The sequence below is a fragment of the Streptomyces sp. CGMCC 4.7035 genome (genome assembly GCF_031583065.1).
Lineage (GTDB): Bacteria > Actinomycetota > Actinomycetes > Streptomycetales > Streptomycetaceae > Streptomyces > Streptomyces yaanensis.
Genome location: NZ_CP134053.1, coordinates 2,635,436 through 2,659,842, shown reverse-complemented (window position 1 = coordinate 2,659,842; position 24,407 = coordinate 2,635,436). Strand labels below are relative to the sequence as shown.

The 24,407-nt window shown below is 69.2% G+C and carries 22 protein-coding genes and 2 pseudogenes; 16 read left to right on the top strand and 8 right to left on the bottom strand.

The genetic code is table 11. From position 1 onward, the window contains the following. Positions 1-111 precede the first annotated feature (111 nt). From Q2K21_RS11145 to Q2K21_RS11110, 8 genes are all read left to right on the top strand, one after another. The gene (locus Q2K21_RS11145; RefSeq protein WP_310769487.1) at positions 112-1,377 is read left to right on the top strand and encodes an ABC transporter substrate-binding protein; all 1,266 of its coding nucleotides are present in this window, start codon (positions 112-114) and stop codon (positions 1,375-1,377) included. Positions 1,378-1,399: 22 nt separating this feature from the next. Continuing rightward, positions 1,400-2,365 carry a carbohydrate ABC transporter permease gene (locus Q2K21_RS11140; RefSeq protein WP_310769484.1) on the top strand — a complete coding sequence of 322 codons (966 nt, stop codon included), beginning with the start codon at positions 1,400-1,402 and terminating at the stop codon, positions 2,363-2,365. After that, positions 2,362-3,234, top strand: coding sequence for a carbohydrate ABC transporter permease (locus tag Q2K21_RS11135; protein ID WP_310769482.1), 873 nt, complete (start codon positions 2,362-2,364; stop codon positions 3,232-3,234). Before Q2K21_RS11140 ends, Q2K21_RS11135 begins: the two co-directional genes overlap by 4 nt. 12 nt (positions 3,235-3,246) lie before the next feature. Then, positions 3,247-6,114 carry a glycoside hydrolase family 2 TIM barrel-domain containing protein gene (locus Q2K21_RS11130; protein ID WP_310769480.1) on the top strand — a complete coding sequence of 956 codons (2,868 nt, stop codon included), beginning with the start codon at positions 3,247-3,249 and terminating at the stop codon, positions 6,112-6,114. Between the two features lie 119 nt (positions 6,115-6,233). Then, positions 6,234-7,307, top strand: coding sequence for an MFS transporter (locus Q2K21_RS11125; RefSeq protein WP_386275977.1), 1,074 nt, complete (start codon positions 6,234-6,236; stop codon positions 7,305-7,307). Beyond that, complete coding sequence (locus Q2K21_RS11120; protein WP_310769478.1) at positions 7,304-8,299, top strand: ABC transporter ATP-binding protein; 996 nt, start codon at positions 7,304-7,306, stop codon at positions 8,297-8,299. The genes Q2K21_RS11125 and Q2K21_RS11120 overlap by 4 nt, the downstream gene beginning before the upstream one ends. Position 8,300: 1 nt before the next feature. Next, complete coding sequence (locus Q2K21_RS11115) at positions 8,301-9,104, top strand: ABC-2 family transporter protein (protein WP_310769476.1); 804 nt, start codon at positions 8,301-8,303, stop codon at positions 9,102-9,104. Position 9,105: 1 nt separating this feature from the next. Next, positions 9,106-9,912, top strand: a complete 807-nt coding sequence (locus Q2K21_RS11110) for an ABC transporter permease (RefSeq protein WP_310769474.1) — start codon at positions 9,106-9,108, stop codon at positions 9,910-9,912. Between the two features lie 18 nt (positions 9,913-9,930). On the opposite strand, the gene Q2K21_RS11105 is transcribed toward Q2K21_RS11110, so the two are convergent. Beyond that, positions 9,931-11,220, bottom strand: a complete 1,290-nt coding sequence (locus tag Q2K21_RS11105) for an MFS transporter (protein ID WP_310769472.1) — start codon at positions 11,218-11,220, stop codon at positions 9,931-9,933. A 133-nt stretch (positions 11,221-11,353) separates the two neighbouring features. Next, on the bottom strand, positions 11,354-12,316 hold the full coding sequence (locus Q2K21_RS11100; RefSeq protein WP_310769470.1) for an AraC-like ligand-binding domain-containing protein: 963 nt from the start codon (positions 12,314-12,316) through the stop codon (positions 11,354-11,356). Positions 12,317-12,702: 386 nt separating this feature from the next. Between Q2K21_RS11100 and Q2K21_RS11095 the strand changes: the two genes are divergently transcribed. Both Q2K21_RS11095 and Q2K21_RS11090 read left to right on the top strand, forming a co-directional pair. Next, positions 12,703-13,275, top strand: coding sequence for a TetR/AcrR family transcriptional regulator (locus Q2K21_RS11095; RefSeq protein WP_310769468.1), 573 nt, complete (start codon positions 12,703-12,705; stop codon positions 13,273-13,275). 90 nt (positions 13,276-13,365) lie between these two features. Further along, entirely contained in the window at positions 13,366-13,659 is a 294-nt protein-coding gene (locus tag Q2K21_RS11090; protein WP_310769466.1) for a hypothetical protein, read from the top strand. 126 nt (positions 13,660-13,785) lie between these two features. Here Q2K21_RS11090 and Q2K21_RS11085 read toward each other — a convergent pair. Then, positions 13,786-14,367, bottom strand: a pseudogene (locus Q2K21_RS11085) (rhamnogalacturonan acetylesterase); the annotation flags it as partial. Between the two features lie 19 nt (positions 14,368-14,386). Between Q2K21_RS11085 and Q2K21_RS11080 the strand changes: the two are divergent. After that, positions 14,387-14,530 carry a hypothetical protein gene (locus Q2K21_RS11080; RefSeq protein WP_310769464.1) on the top strand — a complete coding sequence of 48 codons (144 nt, stop codon included), beginning with the start codon at positions 14,387-14,389 and terminating at the stop codon, positions 14,528-14,530. A gap of 12 nt (positions 14,531-14,542) precedes the next feature. Here Q2K21_RS11080 and Q2K21_RS11075 read toward each other — a convergent pair whose 3' ends face one another. The 3 genes from Q2K21_RS11075 to Q2K21_RS11065 form a co-directional block, all read right to left on the bottom strand. Continuing rightward, on the bottom strand, positions 14,543-15,952 hold the full coding sequence (locus Q2K21_RS11075) for an RICIN domain-containing protein (RefSeq protein ID WP_310780825.1): 1,410 nt from the start codon (positions 15,950-15,952) through the stop codon (positions 14,543-14,545). Positions 15,953-15,954: 2 nt separating this feature from the next. After that, positions 15,955-17,031 (bottom strand): glycoside hydrolase family 43 protein, encoded by a 1,077-nt coding sequence (locus tag Q2K21_RS11070; RefSeq protein WP_310769462.1) that lies wholly within the window; start codon positions 17,029-17,031, stop codon positions 15,955-15,957. 224 nt (positions 17,032-17,255) lie between these two features. After that, positions 17,256-17,870 carry a TetR/AcrR family transcriptional regulator C-terminal domain-containing protein gene (locus Q2K21_RS11065; RefSeq protein WP_310769460.1) on the bottom strand — a complete coding sequence of 205 codons (615 nt, stop codon included), beginning with the start codon at positions 17,868-17,870 and terminating at the stop codon, positions 17,256-17,258. 72 nt (positions 17,871-17,942) lie between these two features. On the opposite strand from Q2K21_RS11065, the gene Q2K21_RS11060 reads away from it, so the two are divergent. The 5 genes from Q2K21_RS11060 (at position 17,943) to Q2K21_RS11040 (ending at position 23,331) form a co-directional block, all read left to right on the top strand. Then, complete coding sequence (locus Q2K21_RS11060) at positions 17,943-18,536, top strand: peroxiredoxin-like family protein (RefSeq protein ID WP_310769458.1); 594 nt, start codon at positions 17,943-17,945, stop codon at positions 18,534-18,536. A 45-nt stretch (positions 18,537-18,581) separates the two neighbouring features. Next, the gene (locus Q2K21_RS11055; RefSeq protein ID WP_310769456.1) at positions 18,582-20,672 is read left to right on the top strand and encodes an autotransporter; all 2,091 of its coding nucleotides are present in this window, start codon (positions 18,582-18,584) and stop codon (positions 20,670-20,672) included. Between the two features lie 315 nt (positions 20,673-20,987). After that, entirely contained in the window at positions 20,988-21,632 is a 645-nt protein-coding gene (locus tag Q2K21_RS11050; protein WP_310769454.1) for a DUF4956 domain-containing protein, read from the top strand. Beyond that, entirely contained in the window at positions 21,629-22,438 is an 810-nt protein-coding gene (locus Q2K21_RS11045) for a VTC domain-containing protein (protein WP_310769452.1), read from the top strand. Before Q2K21_RS11050 ends, Q2K21_RS11045 begins: the two co-directional genes overlap by 4 nt. A gap of 53 nt (positions 22,439-22,491) precedes the next feature. Then, positions 22,492-23,331 (top strand): phosphatase PAP2 family protein, encoded by an 840-nt coding sequence (locus Q2K21_RS11040; RefSeq protein WP_310769450.1) that lies wholly within the window; start codon positions 22,492-22,494, stop codon positions 23,329-23,331. 146 nt (positions 23,332-23,477) lie between these two features. Here the strand turns inward: Q2K21_RS11040 and Q2K21_RS11035 are convergent. Both Q2K21_RS11035 and Q2K21_RS11030 read right to left on the bottom strand, forming a co-directional pair. Next, a pseudogene (locus tag Q2K21_RS11035) lies at positions 23,478-23,642 on the bottom strand (DUF255 domain-containing protein); the annotation flags it as partial. Between the two features lie 18 nt (positions 23,643-23,660). After that, positions 23,661-24,326 carry an RAD23 family protein gene (locus tag Q2K21_RS11030; protein WP_310769448.1) on the bottom strand — a complete coding sequence of 222 codons (666 nt, stop codon included), beginning with the start codon at positions 24,324-24,326 and terminating at the stop codon, positions 23,661-23,663. Positions 24,327-24,407 lie beyond the last annotated feature (81 nt).

Genomic DNA, 24,407 nt, shown 5'->3' with positions numbered 1-24,407 from the left:
CCTTAGCCGAAGGTTAACGTCCCGCACCGCAAGCCCATTTCAGCCACCTCTTTGAGCCACCTCGCGCTGAGCTGTAAGAGCCGCAGCCGCATTCGAGACAAGGACGTCAGCATGTCGGCAATGAGCAGCAACAACTGGTCCCGCCGGTCACTCTTCCGGGCCGCGGCGGGCATGGCCGCCGCCGGCACCCTGGCCGCATGCGGCAGCAACAACGGCCGTGGGGGCGGGTCGGGTTCGGGCAAGAACCTCGTCCAGTACTTCCACGCGTACGGCGAGGCGGGCACCGAGCAGGCCATCAAGAAGTACGCGAAGGCCTACACGAAGGCCAATGTGACCACGCAGTGGATCACTGGCGACAACTTCGAGCAGAAGCTGTTCGCGGCCCTGCTGACCGACAACGCGCCGGACCTCTTCGAGTTCCACCCGCAGATCCAGCTCGTCAAGAGCGGCCAGGTGGCGGACCTGACCGACATCATCAGCCCGGTCAAGGACGACTTCAACCAGGCCGACATCGCCTCGCACACGGTCGACGGGAAGATATACGGCGTCCGGATGATCGACGACCCGCAGTTCTTCTTCTACCGGCCCTCGCTGTTCGAGAAGGCGAAGGTCAAGGTTCCGACCACGCTCGAAGAGCTGATCGAGGCCGGGGAGAAGCTCACCACCAGCAAGGTGAAGGGGCTCTTCCTCGGTAACGACCTCACCCCGCTGGAGCGCCCCCTGATCTGGGCGGCCGGCGCCGACACGCTCAACGAGAAGAACGAGATCGCCTATCACACGGACGCCGTCGTCGACGGTCTCAAGCAGCTGCGCAAGGTCTTCACCAGCGGCAACCTGCTGCTCGGCGCGCCCGCCGACTGGTGGGACCCGTCGGCCATCACCCAGGGCCTGTGCGCCATCCAGTGGTGCGGCATGTGGGCCATGCCGGTGATGCAGAAGGCGCTCGGCGACGACATCGGCATCTTCCCGTTCCCGAAGGTGGGCTCGGCGGGCAAGCCTTCGGTCTACAACGGCGGTTGGTCGATGTTCGTCAACGCCAAGGGCAAGAACGTCGACGCGGCCAAGGAATTCGTGAAGTGGCTGTGGATCGACCAGAAGGAGTACCAGGAGGACTGGTCGACCTCCTACGGCTTCCACATCCCGCCGCGCACTTCGCTGGCCGCGAGCGCCACCAAGCTCAAGACGGGCCTGCCCGCCGAGGGCGTCAAGCTGTTCACCGACTACGGCCACTTCGACAACATCGGCTGGACCCAGGCGATGATCGCCGCCTGGGACGACGTGATGGCGAACGTCGTCCGCAAGAACGGCGACCCGGAGGCCGCGCTCGACGCGTGCGACAAGAAGGTCAACGCCGAGCTCAAGAAGCTCTTCGGATAGGCCGCGCGGACGGACTGACGACATGTCGACCACCACTGCACGCGGGGTCGCCCAGCCCGCCCCGGCCAAGGTCTCCAAGGACCGGCCGCGGCGGGGCCTCGGGGCGAGCAGCACCCTCAACTTCTGGCTCTTCACCGGGCCGTTCCTCATCGGGCTGGTGATCTTCGTCTTCGTGCCGATCGGCTGGAGCATCTACCTCAGCTTCTTCGAGGCCCGCTTCACCGTCTCGCCGAGCGAGTTCGTCGGCTTCGACAACTACGTGCAGATCCTCACCGACGCCGACTTCCTGCACTCGCTGGTGACGTTCACGGTGTTCGCGGCGTTCATCGTGCCCGCCACCTGGGGCCTCTCCCTGGGCCTGGCGCTGCTGGTCAACCGGCTGCGGTTCATGCGCGCGTTCTTCCGGTCGGTGTTCTTCCTGCCGACCGCGTGCAGCTATGTCGCGGCCGCGCTGATCTGGAAGATGTCCATCTTCAACGGCGTCCGCTTCGGTCTGGCCAACACGGTCATCGGCTGGTTCGGCGTCGACAACATCGCCTGGCTGGCCAACCCGGACCCGCCCTGGTACTGGCTGGTCATCGTGACCGTACGCCTGTGGCTCCAGTCCGGGTTCTACATGATCCTTTTCCTGGCCGCGCTGCAGAACATCCCGCGGGAGCTGTACGAGGCCGCCGCCATCGACGGCGCCAAGCCGGGCTGGCAGACCTTCCGGCACATCACGCTGCCGCAGCTGCGGGCCACCTCCACCGCGGTGATCCTGCTTCTCCTGATCGCCGCCTACCAGGCCTTCGACGAGTTCTTCAACCTCCTCAAAAAGGCCACCTGGGGCCAGCCGCCGCTGGTCGAGCTGTACAAGATGGCCCTGGGCGAGAACCAGAACTACGGCGTGGGCAGCGCGGGCGCGGTCGTCCTGACCATGCTCATCTGCGTCGTCACCCTGTTCCAGGGCAAGATCATGGGATTCGGAAGGGGTGACGAGTCCAAGTGACCACCACCGCACCCGACGTCAGGAAGCCGGTCAAGCCCAAGCGCGGCGGCGTCATCGGCAACGCCGGGCTCTACCTCGCGACCGGCGTCGCCGCCCTCCTCTTCCTCATCCCCTTCTACCTGATCATCCGCAACGCCCTGATGACGGATCCGGAGATCACGGGCGAGAGCTGGAAGTGGTTCCCCACGGACATCCAGTGGGGCAACATCACCGAGCTGTTCGACGACACCACGGTCGACTTCGCCCAGGCCCTGTGGAACTCCGTGATCGTCGCGATCCTGCACACCACGGGCATCCTCCTGGTGTGCTCGCTCGCCGGCTACGGCCTCGCCCGCATCCCGTACAAGCACGCCAACAAGGTCTTCTACGCGGTCCTGGCGACCCTGATGGTCCCCACGGCCGTCACCTTCGTGCCCAGCTTCGTCCTCGTCTCGTCTCTGGGCTGGGTGGACAGCTATCGGGGTCTCATCATTCCGGGCCTCTTCAGCGGATTCACCTGCTTCCTGTTCCGGCAGTACTTCCTGGGGTTCCCGAAGGAGCTGGAGGAGGCGGCGCGCGTGGACGGGCTCGGCTACTGGGGCGCGTACTGGCGTGTCGTGGTGCCCAACTCGCTGAACTTCTTCGCGGCGATCGCCACGATCACCTTCATCAACGGCTGGAACTCCTTCCTGTGGCCGCTGGTCATCGGCCAGGACCCCAGCGCCTGGACCGTCCAGGTCGCCCTGTCGTCGTACATGACCAACCAGACCGTCAACTACCACCTGATCTTCATGGCCACCGCCATTTCCATCCTGCCCCTGCTGTTGGTGTTCCTCTTCCTCCAGCGCTGGCTGGTGCAGGGGATCGCGCAGACGGGCATCAAGGGCTGACCTAGGAGACCGATGTCATTCCGCACCAATACCGCCATCGATTACGTCGAGGACGTCTCGCCCGGCACCGGGGCCCTGCCCCCACGCGCCTGGTACGCGTCCTCGGACGCCGCGTCCCTCTCCCTGAACGGCGACTGGCGCTTCCGGCTGTCGGGGACGGCCGACGCCGAGGACGACTCCTTCGCCGAGCCCGGATACGACGCAGGGGACTGGGCGGAGGTCTCGGTCCCCGGTCACTGGGTCCTCCAGGGCCACGGCGCGCCCATCTACACCAACCACCTCTACCCGTTCCCGGTCGATCCGCCGCGCGTGCCGACCGAGAACCCGACCGGTGACCATCTGCGTGTCTTCGACCTGCCGTCCGACTGGCCGTCGGACGGCGGGGCGGTGCTGCGCTTCGACGGCGTCGAGTCCTGCGCGCGCCTGTGGCTGAACGGCACGGACCTCGGCGAGTTCAAGGGTTCCCGGCTGCCGCACGAGTTCGCGGTCGGGCATCTGCTCAAGCCGAGCGGAAATGTCCTGGCCGTCCGCGTCCACCAGTGGTCCGCGGGCTCGTACCTGGAGGACCAGGACCAGTGGTGGCTGCCGGGCATCTTCCGGGACGTCACGCTGCTGCACCGGCCGGCGGGCGCCGTCCTGGACTTCTTCGTGCACGCCTCCTACGACCACGTGAGTGGCGAGGGCACGTTGAAGGTCGACTCGGACGTGGACGGCCGGGTCACCGTGCCCGCACTCGATATCGATGTCGCCACCGGCGAGCCGGTGACGGTCGTGGTCGAGCCGTGGACCGCGGAGACCCCGAAGCTGTACGACGGCGTGCTGGTCACCGAGGGCGAGCGGGTCCCGCTCCGTATCGGCTTCCGCACCGTCGTGCTCGAGGACGGCCGCATCAAGGTCAACGGCAAGGCGGTTCTCTTCAAGGGCGTCAACCGGCACGAGTGGCATCCGGAGAAGGGCCGCGCCCTCGACCTGGAGACCATGCGGGCGGACGTGCTGCTGATGAAGCGGCACAACATCAACGCCGTGCGCACCTCGCACTACCCGCCGCACCCGGCCTTCCTCGACCTGTGCGACGAGTACGGGCTGTGGGTGATCGACGAGTGCGACCTGGAGACCCACGGTTTCACCGAGCAGGCCTGGCGCGACAACCCGGTCGACGACGACCGCTGGACCCCGGCGCTCCTCGACCGGGCCGCCCGCATGGTCGAGCGCGACAAGAACCACCCGTCGGTCGTCCTCTGGTCCCTGGGCAACGAGGCGGGCACCGGCCGCGGCCTGACGGCGATGGCCGAGTGGATCCACGGCCGGGATGCCTCGCGGCTCGTGCACTACGAGGGCGACATCAACTGCCGTGACACCGACGTGTACTCGCGGATGTACGCCTCCCACGCCGAGGTCGAGCAGATCGGCCGGGGCCTGGACGGCGGAACGCTCAAGCGACGCGAACTGCCCTTCATCCTGTGCGAGTACGCGCACGCCATGGGCAACGGCCCCGGTGGGCTCGCCGACTACCAGCGGCTGTTCGAGTCGTACGAGCGGTTGCAGGGCGGGTTCGTCTGGGAGTGGATCGACCACGGCATCAAGGACGAGCGGTACGGCTACGCCTATGGCGGCGACTTCGGCGAGGAGCTGCACGACGGGAACTTCGTCTGCGACGGACTGGTGTTCCCGGACCGGACGCCGTCGCCGGGGCTCGCGGAGTTCAAGAAGGTCATCGAGCCGGTCGCCTTCACCGGGGACGGCTCGGACGGCACCGTGCGGGTGACCAACAGGCAGGACTTCGCCGATCTGTCCGCATTCGCGTTCGAGTGGTCCTACCAAGTGGACGGCGAAACGGTCGAGTCGGGCTCCCTGTCGGTGCCGACGCTCACGCCCGGCGAGTCGGCCGACGTGAAGCTGCCCGAGCCCCCCGCCGACAACCGTGGTGGCGAGGCACAGTGGACGGTCCGGGCCGTGCTCGCGGCGGACACACCATGGGGGCCGAAGGACCACCCGGTGGCGTGGGGCCAGTTCCCGGTGACCGCACGGGTGTCGCCGTCGGTTGCGGCGACCGCGGGCCCCGTTGCGGGCGAGCGCGTCATCACGCTCGGCCCTGCTTCCTTCGACGCCCGCACCGGCGCGCTGAGGACGATCGGCGGGGTCGAGGTCAACGATCTGCGCCTGGACGTGTGGCGGGCGCCGACCGACAACGACGACGGCGCCTCCTGGCAGGACGACATCTGCTACAGCCTGCTCTGGCGCAAGTTCGGCCTGCACCGGATGCGTCATCGCCTCGACGCCGTGGAGCTCGGCGATGACGCACTGACGGTGCGAACCCGGGTGGCGCCCGCCGCATGGGAGGTGGGCCTGGCCACCGTGTACCGCTGGACGTCGGACGGCGACCGGGTGAAGCTGACGGTGTCCGTGGCACCCGAGGGCGACTGGTCCGCGCTGCCGCTGCCGCGGCTCGGCATCCGCTTCGGGCTCGACGCGGGTGCGGACCTGGTGCGGTGGTTCGGCGGCGGTCCCGGCGAGGCCTACCCGGACACCAAGGCGGCGTCGATGCTGGGCCGTTGGGAGTCCACCGTCGATGGGTTGCAGACGCCGTACGTCCGCCCGCAGGAGAACGGCGCCCGTGCGGACGTCCGCTGGGCGGAGATCGGCGGCCTGCGCATCGAGGGCGACCCGGAGTTCTTCTTCGGAGCCCGCCGCTGGACCACCGAGCAGCTGGACAGCGCCGAGCACCGCACCGACCTCACGCCCGGCGAGAGGGTGTGGGTCAGCCTCGACCACGGCCAGCACGGCATCGGCACGGCATCGTGCGGTCCCGGCCCGCTGCCGCAGTACCACCTGCGCGCCGAGCCCGCGGAGTTCTCGTTCGTGTTCTCGGAGATCAGTTGACTTCCACGGTCGTGAGGCCGACGGCGGCCGGCCGGCACGGGGGTCTGGGGGTATCCCCCAGAAGACTCTGTAGCCGGCCGGCCGCGGTCGCGTCCTGCGTCGGATTCGTCCTCATCGGCATGCTCCAGGCGCTCTACGGCCCGGCGGTACCGGGCCTGCGGGCGGAGTACGGCCTGTCCCCGTCGGGCGCTGGGCTCGGCCTGAGCCTGCACTTCACGGGTGGGGTCGCGGGTGTCCTCGCGTTCAACACCATCCACTCCCGCATCAGCAACAGAACGCTGCTGGCGGCGAGTTACGGTCTGATGGCGGCCGGCAGCGCGGGCTTCGCGCTCGCCCCGAACTGGCCGCTCGCCCTCGCCGCGGCCTTCCTGGGCGGCCTCGGCTTCGGCGGCATCGACTACGGCCTCAACCAGCTGTTCGCGGTCGGCTTCGGCGACCGGTCCACCGCCATGCTGAACGTCCTCAACGCGCACTTCGGGATCGGGGCGGTGCTCGGCCCGGCGGTCGTGGCGTGGACGGGCCCCGAGCACTACGCCTATGCGTTCGGGGGGTGCGCCGTACTGGCGGCTGCGCTGATCCCGTGCACCAAGGGCGTAGGCACCGAGGCGACACATGACGAACCGGCTCAGGCGTCCGCCTCGCTCGGGCTCTCCCGCGTCCTCGTCGGCTTCCTCGCGCTCTACATCCTCAACGTCGCCGTCGAGGCCGGAGTCGGCGGCTGGGAACCGACCCACCTGGAGACCGTCGGCTTCAGCGCGTCCGTGGCCGCCTCCGCCACCTCCGTGTACTGGCTGATGCTGACGGCGGGCCGCTTCCTCGTCGTACCGATCACGCTGAAGTACGCCCCCGAGCGCATCCTCACCGTGTGCGCGGCGGGCATGACGGCGTGCCTGCTGCTGGCGCTCGTAAAAGGAGTGGCGCCGGTGGCGTACGCGGGTGTGGGCTTGTTCATCGCGCCGGTCTTCCCGACCGGCCTGCCCTGGCTGAACAAGGCGCTTCCCCAGGCGAAAAGGGCCGGTGCCTGGGTCATCGCCGCCTCCATGATCGGCGGAGTGGCCGCTCCCCCGCTGCTGGGCGTGGGTATCGAGGCGTCCGGGATCCACGCGGTTCCCTTGCTGTTGACCGTGCTGTCGGGCGCGTCGCTGGTGGCGACGGTCTGGCTGATCCGACTGACGAGGAGAGACATCGAGTGAGTGGCAGTATCGAGGTGCGTGGCCTCTCCCGCACCTTCCTCACCACCGTCCGTCGCCCCGGCCTCGCCGGAGCACTCCGCTCCCTGGTCAACCCGGAGCGCGCCACCAAACACGCCGTCTCCGACATCAGCTTCGACGTCGCCCCCGGCGAACTGCTCGCTCTGCTCGGCCCGAACGGCGCCGGCAAGTCGACCACCATCAAGATGCTCACCGGCATCCTCACGCCCACGTCGGGCGAGGCGCGGGTCGCGGGCGTGGTGCCGTACGAGGAGCGGGAGCGCAACGCCCGCAACATCGGGGCGGTGTTCGGGCAGCGCACCCAGCTGTGGTGGGACCTGCCGGTGCGCGAGTCGTTCGCGATCCTGCGGGACATCTACGAGGTGCCGAAGGAGGAACACGCCACCCGCCTGCGGGAGTTCGACGATCTGCTGGACCTGTCCTCCTTCTGGGACACCCGCGTACGGCATCTCTCGCTCGGCCAGCGCGTGCGCTGCGACCTGGCCGCGGCGCTGCTGCACGACCCGCCGGTCGTCTTCCTGGACGAGCCGACGATCGGCATGGACGTGGTGGTCAAGGAGCAGGTGCGCGAGTTCCTGCGGCACCAGGTGGAGGAGCGCGGCCGGACCGTGCTGCTGACCACGCACGACATGACGGAGGTCGAGCGCCTCGCCGAACGGGTGGTGCTGATCAACCACGGGCGGCTCGTCCTGGACGGCACGCTGGACGAGATACGCCGGAAGTTCGGCTCGACCTGGCAGGTGCGGGCGACGCTCGCCGATCCGCACGCCGAGGTCGCGGCGCTGCCGGGCATCGCGCTGATGCGGCGCGAGGGCCCGCAGGTGGTCTTCGGTCCGGAGGGTGCCACCGCCCCGACCGTCCACCAGGCGCTGAAGCAGGTCATCGAGCGGTACGAGGTCACGGACCTGGCGATCGACGAGGCCGACCTGGAGGACGTGATGCGTGCCGCGTACGTGCAGGCCGAGGCGGTCTGACATGGCCGTTCTGCACGCCTGGCGCGTCGCCCGTGTCACCCCGCTCGGAGAGTTGCACACGCCTCCCCGGATGACCGCCGCCCTGCTGCGGCTGACCGTACAGGTCGTTCTGGTGGCGTCCCTGTGGCGCGGCCTGTACGAGGCGACCGGCACGACCGCCGGACTCGACCGCGACCAGGCGGTCACGTACGCCGTGCTCGCCGTTCTGGCCTCCCGGCTGCGGGAGCTGGACCAGTACGCGGGCCGGGACAGCGTCATGCAGCACATGCAGTACGGCACCATCGTCTACTGGTACCTGCGCCCGCTGTCGCCCCGGCGCTACTACGCGCTGCGGGCGCTCGGCGAGCGGCTGTACGGCCTCATCTGGGCGCTGACCGGGTACGCGGTGTGTCTGGCGGCCGGCGTGGTGGAGCCTCCCAGGTCGGCCGCGGTGGCGGGGGTATTCGCGCTCAGTCTGCTGCTCGGCCAGTGGGTCCTGCACTATGTGATGCTGCTCATCGACCAGCTGTGCTTCTGGACGCTGCGCAACGGGGCGGCCATGCTGATCCTGATCTTCGCGCAGAACCTTTTGTCCGGGGTCTACGCGCCTCTGTGGTTCTTCCCTCACTGGTTCGTCACGATGAGCGGCTTCCTGCCGTTCCAGGCGACGCTGAGCGTGCCGCTGTCGCTGTACGTGGGCCGGATCCCGTTGTCGGACGCGGGCTTCCAACTCGCCGTGCAGGCAGGGTGGGTGGTGGCCCTGTCCTTGTTCACCCGGTTGCTGTGGCGGCGGGCCGCCCGGCGTGTGATCTCGCAGGGAGGCTGAGATGTCGTTGAACGCCCTGCGCGTCATGTGGCGGATCACGCGCCTGAACTTCCGGGCCCAGTTGGAGTACCGCTCCGAGTTCCTGATGATGATCGCGATCGGCGCGGTCTGGCAGGTGTCGGTGATCGTGTTCGCGACGGTGCTGCTGACCAGGTTCACCGGGATGGGCGGCTGGGACAGCTCGGACGTCCTGCTCATCCCGGCGACGAGAATGCTGGCGCACGGCCTGTTCGTGCTGTTCCTGGGCCGGGTGCACGGCCTGGGCCGGCACATCCAGGAGGGCAGGATCGACGCGTACCTCCTGCGCCCCCTCCCGGTCTACCGCCAGGTCCAGCTGGAGTACTTCCCGACCAACGCGATCGGTGACCTCACGGTGGCGGCGGGCCTGATGGCTGGCGCGCTGGGCCGCAGTCATCTGGACTGGACGACGGGCCGGATCAGCTACCTGATCGTCTCGGTCCTCGGCGGCATGCTCCTGGAGGCGGCACTGTTCACGGTGGTCGCCTGCGCGTCGCTGCGCTTCCCGGCGGCGGACTACTGGGGCCGCTGGCTGGAGGAGCTGCTCGGCACGTTCGGCAGCTACCCGCTGAACGTGCTGCCGAAGGCGGTGGGCGGCTTCCTGACGTTCGGTCTGCCGCTGGCGTTCGTCGCGTACTTCCCGGCGGCGGTCCTGACGGGGCACGGCCATGACACCGGCGCCCCGTACTGGCTGGCCGCGGCCTCGCCGCTGCTCGGGGTGCTGGCGTATCTGGGGGCGAGGCTGCTGTGGCGCCGGAGCCTCGGGCACTACACGGGGGTGAACGGGTGACGGGCGCGCAGGGGCTGCTCAGGCGGCTTCGGTGGCCGCTTCCGGGCGGCGCCCGCGCACCGGTGTGAACAGCGCCAGTCCCGCGATGCCCACACAGCACGCGCCGGCCACCGCGCCCACCGGGGCCGTGCCGTGGTGCTGGGCCGCCCAGGTGAGCAGGGCGGCGCCGACCGGGCCCGCCGAGAAGTGGATGGTCCAGAACGCGGAGGTGACCCGCCCCAGCAGATGCTGGGGTGTCACCTGCTGGCGCAGGGACATGGAGCACGTACCCGAGATGCTGACGCAGCACAGGAACGCCGCGGTCAGGAGGGCGACGGACGGTACGTCGCGGGCCAGGCCGATGCCGCCCAGCGCGCAGCCGCAGACGGCCACCGCGCCGGTCCAGGTGGGTCCGAAGCCGAGCGCGCGGCGCACCCGGGCCACCAGCAGGGCCCCGGTGATCGAGCCGAGCGCGCCGACCGCGAGAACAGTGCCGACCGTGCCGTCGCTCTGCCCGAGGTCGTGCTTGAGGTGGTAGATGATCAGGTCGGTCAGGCCCAGTTCCAGGAAGCTGAACAGAAACAGCAGCACGGTGAGGACGCGCAGCACCGGGTGGCTCCGCAGGAAGGACACGCCGACGAGCAGGTCCCGCCACAGCCCCTGCCGGGCTGGTGCCGGTTCGTCCGGCGTGCCCTGCCCGATCCGTACGAAGCCCAGGCAGACCGCCGAAACGCCAAAGCTCGCCGCGTCCACGGCGACGGCCGCGGCCGGACCCGTCCAGGCCGCCACGAGGCCCGCGCACAGCGGGCCGACCACTCCGGCCGCCGCGGCGGTCGCGTTCAGCCGGCCGTTGGCGGCGGTGATCCGCTCCCCGTCGACCAGTGCGCGCACGACGGTGACGTACGCGACGGAGAACAGCATCCCTACGGCCTCGCACAGCGGCAGCACCGCGTACAGCAGCCAGATGCGCGGCCCGGCGAGCCACAGGAGCGGAATCAGCCCGTAGAGCACCATCCGCACCAGGTCGCAGACGATGAGCAGCTTCCTGCGGTCCACCCGGTCCACCACCACACCGGCGAAGACCCCGGCCAGCACGGACGCCGCACCGCCGACCGCCGTGAGCAGCCCCATCCGCGCGACGGAATCGGTCGCCTCCAGCACGAGCAGCGGCAGTGCGATCAGGGCGAAGGAGTCCCCGAGGACCGAGAGGGTCTGCGCGGCCCAGAAGATCCCGAAGTCACGCTGCCGCGGAGAAGGGCGACCGGGGGCGGGTGCGGCGCGCCGTGCTCCGTTGTCCGACTCGTCCTCGCGCTGTGCCTCGTACGTCAAGCTGCTCCCCCAAGCGCCTCGGTCCCCGGCAACCTTACGTCCCTCGGCGGCACCTTCGGCGGCTACGGCGCCGCCCTCCCGTACGACGAGAAGTACGCGCCGAAGCCCGCGTACCCGGGACTCTCCAACGGCGTCAACCCGAAAGCTCAGGGTCATCGTTCAGTCCAGCCTGCCCGCGCCGCAGGTCACGTGCCGTCAGTCCATAGTGCGCCTTGAGGGCGCGGGCGAGGTGGCGGGGGTCGTGGATCCCCCAACGCGCGGCCACGGCGGCGGTCGTACGGCCGTCGAGGGCGGGGTCGAGCAGATCGCGGCGGATGCGTTCGAGGCGTTGGCGGCGCAGCCAAGCCGCGAACGACTCGCCGTCGCGCTGGAACAGGCGGTGCAGTTGGCGGGCGGAGATGCCGTGCGCCACCGCGACCGACTCCACGGACAGGGACGGGTCCGCGATGTTGGCGAGGGCGTAGACGCGGATGCGGTCGGTGAGTTCGGTGGCCGTGTCCATGCGCGCGGGCGCGTGTTCCGTGAACGCCGCGAGCAGCAGTGACACCAGCGCGTCGCCCACGTGCGCCTGGGCCGGTCCGGTCAGCTCGTCCAGGTGACGGCCGAGGCCGAGCAGGAACGCGGACAGCACCGCCTGCGCTCCCGTGTCGGCGGGTAATCGCCGGGCGGCCTGACGGGCCACGGTGTCGGCGTGGCGGCCGAGTTCGGTACGGGGGATGCCGACGGCCATGACGTCACAGCCGTCGGCGACGGCGAGCCGGTACGGGCGGGTCATGTCGAAGACCACGAAGTCGCCTACGTGCGCCCTGGACTGGTGGCCGCCCTGGTCGGCGGTGGCGGGCTCAGGCGTGCGGTGCAGTGTGAGCTTCAGCAGCTCGGGATCGGTGGAGGTGATGGCCTTCGCCGTACGCGCCACTTCGTGCCCACCGCCACGGATCCGCGCTACGGCGGCCCGGCCCACCAGCGCCGCGTCGATGTCGGCCCGGAAGGTGTCCGTGGCGGGAGCGGTCACGGCGAGCGGCGCGAGGATCGAGGAGGCCGCGGTCTGTAACTCCCCCAGGGTCGCTCGGTGTACGTGTAACGCACCGCCGTCCATGGCACCACCTCCGACTCCCAGAGCCTCGTCCGCGTGGGACGTGCAAAGGAGGGTTACCCGGTTGCGTGGCGCGAAGTGGAGACACCACGGGCGCGAACCGGAGACTCGACCGCCCCCCACTCGTCTAGCTTGAAGCAAGGGGAGCGATGTCGGCTGGAACCTTCACCAGAGTTCCAGCCGACTGCCCACCACGCCCCGGAACCTTCACTTCCGCCCAGACCACCTTGTACGCGCGGCCCGGCCGCGGTGAAGCCGTGGCCCATCGCGTCTCCCCTCACCTCATCCGGGTCTCGGCTCGGCGCATCGGCATCTGCGGTCCCACCGTCCACGAGTCCTGGTCCCACTAGGATCGAACCTAGAGAGACCAGCTCCAGAGAGGTGGCCCCATGGCCCGTGCCGGACTGACGGCCGCCCGGCTCGTCGAGGCCGCCGCCGACCTCGCGGACGAGGTCGGTTTCGACAACGTCACGCTGTCCGGGCTGGCGCGGCACTTCGGGGTGAAGGACGCGAGCCTGTACTCGCACGTCAGGAACCTCCAGGACCTGCGCACCCGTATGGCCCTGCTCGCCGGCGGCGAGATGATCGACCTGATCGCGGCAGCGGTCGCCGGCCGCGCCGGGAAGGACGCGCTGGCCGCCTTCGCGGGCGCGTACCGGGAGTACGCGCACCGGCACCCGGGGCGGTACGCGGCCACCCAGATCCGTATCGACCAGTCCCTCGTCGTCGACTCCCCCGCCTTCCGCCGCACCGCCGAGATCACCTACGGCGTGCTCCGCGCCTACGGCCTCGACGAACCCGACCTCACCGACGCCGTACGCCTGCTGCGCAGCACGTTCCACGGCTACTGCGCCCTCGAAGCAACCGGCGGCTTCGGCGCCCCCCGCGACGTGGAGACGTCCTGGGACCGCGCCATCGATGCGTTGCACGTGCTGCTGGAGCACTGGCCCCGGGCGAACTGACCCGGCGAAAACGTCAATGGCCGCCCGCCGCAACCCCTGACCGCCCCTCGCGACCAATGGCCGGGCGGGCCCGACGGTGCCCACCGAAGTGTGGACCGAAGTGTGAAGCTGCTCGTCTCCTGGGAGTCCCTGAAGAACGCGAAGTGCGCGAGCGGCACGTGCACGGGTACCTTCACGGGCACGCACCTGCGGCTGATCGACTGGAACGGCAAGTTCCAGGGCGCGGACAAGGTGGTCCAGGCCCGCATTACCGGTGACATCGCCGTGCTGAAGGACTCCACCCTGACGTGGGCCTACGCCCCGGTCACCCCGTCGTACGCGACCGCCCTGACCGGCTCGTCCCCGACCACGACGACGCTGAAGATCGCCCGCCTCACCCCGTGAGGCCCCGGTCGTAGCCTTGAGTCACAACCTGGGGCGCCCCGGTTCCGGTCGGGACGCCCCAGGGGCTTGTGCGGGCGGGGGCGCACGCCTGACGCGTTCTCCCCGCGCTTGCGGAGGGGCCCGCGGCTAACGTGAGCGACCCTCCGGTATCAGATCTTGCGCTACGAGTGCGTCGCGCACCAGACCCGCGTACACCGTCGCGCCGTGGACGGACGTGTGGGTGTTGTCCCGCTTCTCGTTGTAGAGGTAGATCGACTTGGAGCCCTCGACGCCCAGCGACTCCACGAGCGCCTTGGTCTTGGCCGTCAGGTCGATCAACGGGACGTGCTCGGCGGCAGCCACCGAGCGGATCACCGCCGGGTGGTCCACGCCGAGACCGTTCACCAGCAGCGCGGTGTTGTTGTCGAGCGTACCGTCCGCATTGAACCAACGGCGGACAATCGGTGTCACAAGCACCGGTTCACCACCCTTCTCACGGACGCCCGCGACCAGGGTCTCCAGGTTTGTCCGGTACGTCACCTCGTCGGTGTGCTTGTCGTTGTGGGCTAGTTGGACGAGGACCAGGTCGTGCGGGCGGATCAGCGGCTGAACCGTCGCCCACAGCCGCGGGTCGGCCAGATAGGTGACCGTGCTCTCCCCGGAATCGGCGTAGTTGGCGACGGCGAGTCCCGTGCGGAGGTACTGCGGCAGCTGCTGGCCCCAGCCGGAGTCCTTCACGGCCGAGAAGGTGACCTATAGCGTTCCGGCCAGTGCCTGGCGCACGGACACCAGCCAGTACAACGTGCTGAAGATCAACGTGGTGAGCGGCTCGGGGACGACGGGCTATCTCAGCGCGGGCACGTCGATCGACGCGATCGATCTGCTGACCTGACCCGGTCGCCGGTCATGTTCCGCGCGTCCACTGCTGGTTGGTGCCTCCGTTGCAGGTGTAGGTAATGATCGCGGCGGAGTTGGCGGTGGACGCACCGGACACGTCCAGGCACTCGCCGCTCGCCCGGGACTTGAGGTTCACGTAGGAGCCGGACGTCACGACCGACCACTGCTGGGTGGTGGCGCCGGTGCAGTTCTCCTGGGTCACGGTGCTCGCGTTCTCCTGTAGACACAGCGAACTGCCGCGGCCCATCAGCTCGTAGTAGCCGCTGCCGACGGACTTGAACCACCACTTCTGGTTGGCGCCGCCGTTGCAGGTGTACTGGCTGATCGCGACGCCCTGCCGGATCGACTGGCTCGGCACGTCGGCGCACTTGGAGCTGTGCCGGGCGATCAGGGTGTTGTACGTGGCGCTCGTGCCGCTGATCGTCCCGGCGGCGGTGTCGATCGTGATCTCCGGGTACCAGGACATGGACATCGAGGTCGAGGTCGGGAAGGTCAGCGGCAGCCACACGTACCGCGAGTCGTTGACCGTCCCGCCGAAGGAGTTGCCCCAGCGGTCGCCCAGATAGAGGTACGAGGTGCCCGAGGTGCCCTGGACCGGGAGGACGTACGCCGTCTGGGAGTTGTACGCCGTGGAGTCGCCGATGTTCGCCATGGACGTCCAGGGCCCGGCGAGGCTGGTGGCGGTGGCGTACTGCTGCTGGTTGGGGTTCCAGCCGGTCGCGGCCGAGGTCAGCATGAAGTACACGCCGCCCCGCTTGAACAGGGCCGGGGCCTCGCGGTGGCCGCCGGGCCAGGGGTTGGCGGCCAGGCTGTCGATGCCGGTGTAGTCGGCGGTGAGCTTGTAGATGTGCAGGTCGTAGTTCTCGTTGGCGGCCGAGGCCATGTAGCCGGTGCCGTCGGTGTCGACGAAGACGGTGATGTCCCGGGACATGTACTGGCCCAGCGGGCGGAAGCTGCCCTGGTAGGTGTAGTTCCCGTCGACCGTGTCCGAGACGGCGACGGCGGCGCGCGCCTCGCTGTAGTCGGAGCCGTTCTCCTTGTGCATCCACATCACGAACTTGCCTGTGGAGGCGTTGTACATGACCTTGGGCCGCTCGATGTTGGCGGTGGCCAGCTCGGTGGCGCTCGACTGGGTCAGAACGTGGTTGCGGAACTCCCAGTTCTTCAGGTCCGTGGAGCGGTAGGCGTCCACGTACTTGAAGGTGTTGTCGGCGTTGCGGTCCTCGCCGAACCAGTAGTAGTAGCCGCCGACCTTGATGACGCCGCCGCCGTGCGCCTGCACGAGGTTGCCGGCCGTGTCCGTGAACTGCGTGCCGTTGGTGATGGTCTGGGGCGCGGCCTGGGCGGGACCGGCGGTGGCGAGGGCGCCGATCAGGGCCAGACCGAGGGCCAGCAGGATCGCGTACGCGCGTCTCATTGTCACGCACTCTCCTTCACGGTGTCGGCGACCGGGATGCCGAAGTCCGGGGTTCCGTCCGGTCTCCAGCCGAGCTTCTGGATGCGGGTGTGACGGTTGGGGTCGTTCAGGGGGTCGCCGGTGATCTCCTTGTACTGACGGGCGTGGTAGACGAGGACATCGGTGTGGCCGTCCTCGGCGACCGTGAAGCAGTTGTGGCCGGGGCCGTACTGCTTCGTGGTGTCGTTGCTGGTGAAGACCGGGGTCGGGGACTTGGACCAGTTGGCGGGGTCCATGAGGTCGGCGTCCGCGTCGACGGTCAGCAGGCCGAGGCAGTAGTGCCAGTCGGTGGCGCTGGCCGAGTACGACATGAAAAGGCGGCCGTTGCGGGCGATGACCGAAGGCCCTTCGTTGACCTTGTAGCCGACGCACTCCCAGTCGTATTCAGGTGTGGACAGGCGCACCTGAGGTCCCGTCAGCGTCCATGGGTTCGCCATCTCCGACAGCCAGATCGCGGTGTTGTTGTCCATGCCGGGCTCGTGCTGGGCCCAGGCGAGGTAGCGGGTGCCGCGGTGGGTGAAGGTGGTGGCGTCGAGGGAGAAGGTCTCCCAGGCGGTCCTGATCTGGCCCCGTTCGGTCCATCTCCCCTTGAAGGGATCGGGGTTGGCGTTCTCCAGGACCCAGATGCGGATGTCCCACACACTCTCTGCCGGCGCGGAGGCGAAGTAGATGTACCACTTGCCGCCGATGCGGTGGATCTCCGGCGCCCAGATGTGCGCGCCCATGACGCCGCTCGCGTGCTTGGTCCAGATGACCGACTCGGCGGCGGTGGCCAGGCCGCCCAGGGTGCGGGAGCGGCGCAGGATGATGCGGTCGTACTCGGGGGCGGTGGCCGTGAAGTAGTAGTGGCCGTCGGTGTGGCGGTGAATGTGGGGGTCGGCCCGGTTGCGGACGAGCGGGTTCACGTACGGGTCTGCCTTCCGGCTCGGGGCGGCGTGGGCGATTCCAGGGGCGGCCGCCGCCAGGGCGCCCGCGGCCAGGGCGCCCTTCAGCATCCGTCTGCGGCTGGGAACTTCGGGCAGGTCGTCATCGCGGCTCATGCGGACTGCCTCTCGCGGGGGGATACGAGACACTCAGGAGTTCGCAATATCGAACAAGATTCTGCAATTACGAACGCCGAAAAGGTAAGGGCGTGTTACGAGGAGGTCAACGGGTCGGGCGGGACAAACACATTCCGACAGCGAGCGGTTCAGACATCCAGGGCCACGAGCGGTTCAGACATCCAGGCCCGTGAGCGGTTCAGGCGTCCAGAGCCACGAGCGGTTCAGACGTCCAGGCCTCGCAGTACCAGCGCGAGCCCGTCGAAGAACTCCCGGTCGGCGCTCACGTTCCGGGCACACCGGGCAGTCTCCGTCATGTACGGGAACTCGGCCGCCGGCAGTTCGGTGATGGCGACCGTGCCTTCACCGGACAGCGGCCCGAGGTGTTCCTGCTGGATCGCCCCGACGACATAGGCGAGCAGGGCGCGCAGTGCGACGACCCGCCGCTCGCCCTCGACACCCGCCTCGGTGAGGAGGGCCAGCACGGTTTCCGACCAGCGCATCGCGCCTGCTGACCGGTGCCGGTGCACCAGTGTCAGGGGGACGACCGCCGGGTGGGCGCCGACGGCGTCGCGCAGGCGTCGCGCCATGATCTCGATCCGCTCGCGCCAGGGCGCGCCGGACGCCGGCGGTTCCGCGTCGACGGCGTTCAGCACGAGCTCGACGACGAGTTGTTCGAGTTCCTCGCGGTCCCGCACATACCGGTAGATCCCCATGGTGCTCATGCCGAGCTCCTTGGCAACGGCGCGCATCGACAGCCCGATGAGCCCGTCGCGGTCGATGACGGCGAGGGCGGCGGAGGCGAGCTGATCCGGGGTGAGGGAGCGGGGACGCGGCATGGCGGTTGACAGCGTACGGCATACGCCTACGCTGGATAGGCGTACACGATACGCCTACGAAGGGGATCACTCATGCCCATGCCCCGCAGGCCGATCAAGCCCGGCACCACCGTCGCCGCGCGCAGCCTCGAACCCGTCTTCGGAGGCCCGGTCGCCGTTCCCGACCCGGACCGTCTGATCCACCTCCAGTTCCGTCGCTTCGCCGGCTGCCCGGTCTGCAACCTGCACCTGCGTTCAGTGGTTCAGCGGCACACGGAGATCGAGGCGGCCGGCGTCCGAGAGGTCGTGGTCTTCCACTCGCCGGCCGAGGAACTCGCACGGCACACGGCCGACTTCCCGTTCGCCGTGATCGCCGACCCCGGCAAGCGGCTGTACGCGGAGTTCGGTGTGGAGTCCTCTCCCCGGGCACTGCTCAGCCCGCGCGCCTGGGGGCCGATCGTCCTGGCGATCCTGCGCGGCTCGCGGGAGCTCGCCCGGGGCCGCGAGCACGCTCCGGCGGCCAGGCAGCCCGGCGGCCGCCTCGGCCTCCCCGGCGACTTCCTGATCGCGCCCGACGGCCGCGTCGTGGCCGCCAGGTACGGCGAGCACGCGTACGACCAGTGGTCCGTGAACGAGCTGCTGCGGCTGGCCACCCGGGTGCCGCGGTCGGCCGCCACCGAGCGGTGAGCGATTTTCTGTTATCGGCCACCGGACAGAAGCGTCTCCGATGACGTGCGCAGCCATATCCACAAGACAGCAGCGGCCACCGGAGCCCTCGCGGCGGTCGCGGCCCTCCTGACCTCCGCCGCCCCTTCCTACGCCGCGGCCCGGGACGTCACCGCCGACGTCCTCGCGAACCGGGACGTGACACTCACCGGGGACACGGTGGTCACCGTGCCGGCCGGGACGACGACGTACGCCGGGGTGTTCCGCGGCGAGGGCACGCTCACCGTGCGCGGTAGCGGCACCCTGATCCTCACGAAGGACAGCGACTTCACGCTGCCCAGGTCCCGCCAGGGTCAGGCCGTGCGGACGCTCGGCGGCAACCACCCGTACGTCACCGTGACCAACCCGGACGCGCCCGCGGTCACGGTCGAGCGCGGCGCGACCCTTCAGTACGGCAACGGCGGTACGACAGGACTGATCGGCCACTTCCCGTACAACACTCCGGCGTTCCGGCTCAACCAGGACAACATCCGGGTCGACGGCACGCTGCGGCTCTCCCTGAAGAGCGCCTACAACCTGGGCAACATCAGCGGCTCCGGCCTGATCACGCAGCCACGGTTCCTCTGGGGCACCTGGGACCTGTCGGGCACCCACACCTTCTCCGGGACGATCGACAACGGCACGCAACTCAACGCCGGACGGCCGGAGTACGCCACGTCGCTGCCGAACGTCCGCAAGGTCCTCAACCAGGGCACCTGGACCGTCGACACCCCGCTGGGCCGGACCGTCACCATGGGCATGGACTTCTACCAGCGCGAGTACGGCAGTGACATCAACGTCCAGTCCCGCCCCGGCGGCAAGGTCATCCTGACCGGGCAGTACAGCTGGTCGAACCAGGGCGGCGACAGCAACCCGTCCCTCAGCGACCCCGCCCTGAACTGGACGCCCGCGCGGAAGAACGTCAACAAGCGCGGCACCAACATCAAGGGCGCCGACGTCCAGTGGGGCGACGGCACCACGAACAAGATCTTCATGCCGGGCACCGCCGAGACCGTCTACATCAACCTGCTGGCCGCCCGCTCCCGTTCACTGCTCACGTTCGACTACAACGGCCCGGTGACGCTGGGCGCCCCCATCGGCGGCGGCAAATTCCACGACACGCTGGCCGCGCCCGGCGCCGGGGACATCGTCATCAAGGGGACGAAGGGCAACGACGTCACCTTCGCCGCCGTCCAGTACTACAACGGCTCGACGACCGTCGAGAAGGGTGCCGTGCTGCGACTGGGCAGCGGCAAGTCCGGCGACGGCGGGCTCTACACCAAGGGCGACCTCTACAAAGTCGTCAACCACGGCTCACTGGTACTGAACAACGCGCGCAAGGCGCTGGCCCTGTCCCGGATCAGCGGCAGCGGATCGCTCACCCAGGCGGGGGCCGCGACCTCGACGCTGATCGCGCCGGTGACGTACACCGGAACGACGACGGTCGCCAAGGGCACGCTCGCGCTGGGCCCGGGGGTTTCGCTGTCCCGGAGCACGGCGATCCGGATCACCTCGACCGGTGCGCGCCTGGACGCACGGAAGACCGGCCTGCGGGTGACGACCACGCTCACCGGCAAGGGAACGGTGCTGGGTTCGGTGACGAACGCGGGCGACGTCGCGGGCCCGCTCACGGTCACCGGTGACTACACACAGCTCGCCCCGGGCGAACTCGTCCTGCAGGACAAGCCGTTGAAGGTGGCGGGCAGCGTCAGGCTGGCCGGGGAACTCGACCTGGCAGCCGCCGGGACCTCCCCCGCACGCGAGATCACCGTGCTCGACCACACCGGCCGCGCGAAGACCACGGGTACGTTCAAGGGGCTGCGCGAGGGAGCCGAGCTGAAACTCGCCCACACCACGTACCGGATCAGTTACCGGGGCGGTGACGGCAACGACGTCGTCCTGACCGCGGCCGGCGCAAGCGCCTCACCGAAGCAAGGCATCGCGTCACCGTCCGGCGCGGCGGACGAACCACACACCACGAACGCGGCGGACGGCGGCCCGCTCTCGTGGTGGCCGCCGTACGCGCTGGGGGTGGCGCTGGCCGTCGGGCTGGTGATCCCGGCGGTGCTGCGCGGGCGCGGCCGACGGCGGAGCGGCCGGCACGCGTCCCGGGGGTGACGGCGCCGGCACGCTCTGACGACGCCGATGAGGCGCCCGGCCGGTCCGGAGCGACGCGGCCCCCAGCCAAGTGGTCCACGGTGGCCGTGATCGCGGGCCGTACGGGCGTCAGTCACTCCATCGGGTGGCACTCACAAACAACCGGAATGCGTGCGTCGTGCTGGCCGAACCCTCCCACCTGCCGTTTCTCGTACCGCTCGGTCGTGATTGGTGCGTGGCGGCCGATTGCCTGAGGTCAAGCACACAGCTACGGTCGTCCAATCTCTCTGGACGGATTGTCCTGAATGACTGGACAGTGCTGACAAGGTGGTGCGCATGATGACAGGTACGGGGCCCTGGGACCTCGTCACCCGGGGTGGGCTCGACGTCCTCGCGTTGATGGCACTGGTGGGCCTGTCGCACCGGCGCAGCCGTCCCGTGCCGCAGATGCCGTTGATGCTCACCGCGCTCAACATCGGCCTGTTCGCGGCGATGAGCGCGATGAGTGCGGGGAGATTTCCCGCCGGTGTTGGCTTCGGCCTGTTCGGCATGCTCTCGCTGGTAAGGCTGCGCAGCGCCGCCTTCACCGCCAAGGATGTCGCGTACACCTTTGTGGCACTGGTCCTCGCCCTGTGCAGCGGGCTGCCCCAGCGGGAGACCTGGTTCATCGTCGCTTTGGACGCGCTGGTACTGGCGGCGGTTCTGGTCATGGACGGCCCGTACGCGCACCAACCGGTTCAGGTGGTGAAGCTGACCTTGGACCGGCTGTATGCCAACCCCGATGCGATCCACCAGGACATCGCGTTCCGGTTCGGCCAGGAGCCGGTGGCGGTGCTGGTGGACGAGGTCGACTACGTACGGGAGACGACGCGTGTCCTGGTCCAGTACCGCGCCGACAGATCCGTGAACTGGGATGTGCGTGACGAGGGAGTGAGTCCGGATCCGGCGTGGTTCGGCCTGGTCGAGAGCAGGTCCGCGTGACCGGCCCGGTCTCCTTCGCCGACTCGCTCGGTCTGGCCGGCCTGCGCGGGGCGACGCTGACGGAGGTCGACGCCGCTGCCTCGCTGCAGCACCGGGTCGACCGCAAGTACCTGGTCCTGCTCCTTACAGCGCGCTGGTTCGTGGCGGCCCTCGCGCCGACCCATCACGTCCTGGACCTCGGTGGCCGCCGTACCACCGAATACCACAGCATGTACTTCGACACTCCCGGGCTGAGTGCCTGGCGTGCCCACGCCCAGGGGCGAAGGCGCCGCTGGAAGGTCCGCACCCGGCTCTATGCCGAGGACAGGTTGTGCCGCGCCGAGGTCAAGACCAAGGACGGCCGCGGTGCCACGGTCAAGCACGCGTACACGATCCAGGCCGAGGAATACGGCCGCCTGGGGACCAGGGCCGCCGCGTTCGTGGACGACGTGTTCCGGAGCGACGGCGTACCCGTCGACACGGCCTCCCTGTCCCCTGCCGCGGAGATCCGCTGCGTACGAGCGGCCCTCGCCGACCTGGACGGGGGCAGTCGGGTCACTCTCGACGGCCGGTTGAGCTGCCATCGCGGACACGCGGCCGCCGCCTTGCGCCATGACCTGGTTCTCGTCGAGACCAAGGGCGGGCCTCGCCCGGCTGCCGCCGACCGACTGCTGATCAAGCTGGGGGCCCGGCCGATCTCGCTCAGCAAGTACCTCATCGGGCAGGCCCTGCTGATCCCCGGTCTCCCCGACCATGACGTCCGCCGCATCGCACGGAACTGCTTTCACACCCTTGTGTGCACGGAACCACCGGTGGTGTTGTGGTGAGCACCCGGAACCATCGGAAGGAACCAGCCGGTACAGCAGCCTCCTCCGGTGCCATGTGGACGTACAAGGCAGTCGCGGTCGTCGCGGCTTTGGCAGCCGTGCTGGGCGTGGTCGGGTCCCAGGTGTTCCCCGCAGGCACCGCGAAGACCACTGCGGTCAAGCGGATCCGGCAAAGCCCCCCACCCGCGATGTTCCCCGACACCGACGTCAGTGGCTGGACCACCCGACTCGCCGAGCAGAAGCGGGCGGCGGATGGGCTGTTCGCCCAGTGGCGGAGGCAGCATGGCACCGCCCGCGACGACAAGGCTTTCCTTCTCTGGGTGGAGCAGCGTGTCCCTCCCCCGCCGTCGGCGGACCAGCGGACCGCTGAGCTCGGGCAGCTCAGGAAACTCGCCCGCGCGCGTACCGCCGCCGGGAGGAGGGCTGCCGGCTGGCTCGAGGTCCACGGGAAGGAGGACATTTGGCAGCTGTACCTGTCCGACCAGCGTGAACTGTTCCCCGCGGGCAAAGGGGACGCCGAGCGGACCCAGCTCAAGGCCGCCCTGAAATTGGCCAGGACGACCAAGAGCCGGCTGGATGCCCGCTACCGGCAACCCTCCCCGTACGTCCTCGACCCGTCGCTGCGGCCGGAGAAGAAGAGCAAGCCCGGGAGCACCTGCCCCTGCTCGTACCCGTCGGGGCACGCCGCGGTCTCCGCCGCCGCCGTCACCGTACTCAGCAGCTTCGCCCCGCACCGAGCCGCCGACTACCAGTGGATGCAGGCCGAGGTGGTCTACTCGCGTGTCTACATGTCGGGGCACGTACCCAGCGACATCCTTGCCGGTGCCCTGCTCGGTGACCTGATCGGCGAATACGTCCTGGCCACCGCTTCCCGCACCGGTTCACCAGGGTGACCTCGTGAACCGTGATCAGAACAAAGGTGCTCAAATCAAACCGCCACATGCTGCGGCAGCTGAATGCCGTTCGTGGTGAGCGATGCGGAAAGGCGCCCGCCGAGGCGTCAGGTGAGGATCGGGAAGGCGAGCGCAAGCGAATCGCTGCTCGCACACCCGACGCTCAGCAGGACAGGCTGTTCGTCCTGCTGAGCCTCGTCGAACGCCTCAGCCGACCAGGGCCACCAGTCGACGGGGTTGTCGGCGTGCTGGAGTAGGTAGGGGAACGTCTCGTGCGCCAGTCGGTTCGGCTTGCCCCCATCCTGCCGCAGTACCGCGCGGCCCGGGCGTCAGGCCCAGACGGTGACCTCGAGTTTCGCCAGACCGGCGGGCGGAGCGGTGATGACCTTGAGGTAGACGGTGCGGCCCTCGGTGGTCGTCAGGCAGAAGCCACCGCCGCGTGTCGCCGGCAGGGTGTAGGTGCCGTTGCGCTGCACGCTCGCGGCACACTCGTCGGCCGTCGGAGCGGCGCCCGAGTCGGCCAAGGGGGCCAGCGTCATGTGGGACTCCGGCACGAACAGGTCCGGAGCGCCACCGGTCGACGCGCTGATGATGAGGTCCGCGCCCTTGGGGGTGGAGTTCGCCACCACCAGTGGTTCGGACGTGTCGAACTCCATGTACGACCCCGAGTTGGTCGTGTCGGCCTCGATGACCTTGGGCCCGAAGGCCGGCTTCGCGGCGGGGGCGCTCTTGCTGGGCTTCTCCGCCGGCTGATCGGCGGACTGGTCCGGGGTGGCGCCGGAGCCGGCCGGGGCGGACGACCGCGTGGACGCCGGTGCGCCGCTGTTGCCGTCGCTCTTGTCGTCCGACGAGCCCGGTCGGCTCACCAGGATGGTGACGAGGATTCCCAGCAGCGGGATCAGGATCCCGACGACCCACCAGGCCCAGCGGGGCTGGTGTGGTGGCTGCGATGGTCCCGGCGGCGGATTCGTGAACGCTCTGTTGTCCGCGGACATGTTGTGCTCCCCCGTCTTTCCCCGGTCTTTGTCCCGATGCGGGGATCAAGATAGCGGCACCGGCGGGTCTTTACACCAACG

What these genes read in the sequence shown, in the direction of transcription:
- Q2K21_RS11065 (WP_310769460.1), bottom strand. Translation starts at nt 17,870, where the DNA reads ATGCCGCGTCCCCGCTCCCTCACCCCGGATCAGCTCGCCTCCGCCGCC.
- Q2K21_RS11050 (WP_310769454.1), top strand. Translation starts at nt 20,988, where the DNA reads ATGATGACAGGTACGGGGCCCTGGGACCTCGTCACCCGGGGTGGGCTC.
- Q2K21_RS11110 (WP_310769474.1), top strand. Translation starts at nt 9,106, where the DNA reads ATGTCGTTGAACGCCCTGCGCGTCATGTGGCGGATCACGCGCCTGAAC.
- Q2K21_RS11115 (WP_310769476.1), top strand. Translation starts at nt 8,301, where the DNA reads ATGGCCGTTCTGCACGCCTGGCGCGTCGCCCGTGTCACCCCGCTCGGA.
- Q2K21_RS11030 (WP_310769448.1), bottom strand. Translation starts at nt 24,326, where the DNA reads ATGTCCGCGGACAACAGAGCGTTCACGAATCCGCCGCCGGGACCATCG.
- Q2K21_RS11140 (WP_310769484.1), top strand. Translation starts at nt 1,400, where the DNA reads ATGTCGACCACCACTGCACGCGGGGTCGCCCAGCCCGCCCCGGCCAAG.
- Q2K21_RS11060 (WP_310769458.1), top strand. Translation starts at nt 17,943, where the DNA reads ATGCCCATGCCCCGCAGGCCGATCAAGCCCGGCACCACCGTCGCCGCG.
- Q2K21_RS11125 (WP_386275977.1), top strand. Translation starts at nt 6,234, where the DNA reads ATGCTCCAGGCGCTCTACGGCCCGGCGGTACCGGGCCTGCGGGCGGAG.
- Q2K21_RS11095 (WP_310769468.1), top strand. Translation starts at nt 12,703, where the DNA reads ATGGCCCGTGCCGGACTGACGGCCGCCCGGCTCGTCGAGGCCGCCGCC.
- Q2K21_RS11040 (WP_310769450.1), top strand. Translation starts at nt 22,492, where the DNA reads ATGTGGACGTACAAGGCAGTCGCGGTCGTCGCGGCTTTGGCAGCCGTG.
- Q2K21_RS11130 (WP_310769480.1), top strand. Translation starts at nt 3,247, where the DNA reads ATGTCATTCCGCACCAATACCGCCATCGATTACGTCGAGGACGTCTCG.
- Q2K21_RS11070 (WP_310769462.1), bottom strand. Translation starts at nt 17,031, where the DNA reads ATGAGCCGCGATGACGACCTGCCCGAAGTTCCCAGCCGCAGACGGATG.
- Q2K21_RS11145 (WP_310769487.1), top strand. Translation starts at nt 112, where the DNA reads ATGTCGGCAATGAGCAGCAACAACTGGTCCCGCCGGTCACTCTTCCGG.
- Q2K21_RS11100 (WP_310769470.1), bottom strand. Translation starts at nt 12,316, where the DNA reads ATGGACGGCGGTGCGTTACACGTACACCGAGCGACCCTGGGGGAGTTA.
- Q2K21_RS11075 (WP_310780825.1), bottom strand. Translation starts at nt 15,952, where the DNA reads ATGAGACGCGCGTACGCGATCCTGCTGGCCCTCGGTCTGGCCCTGATC.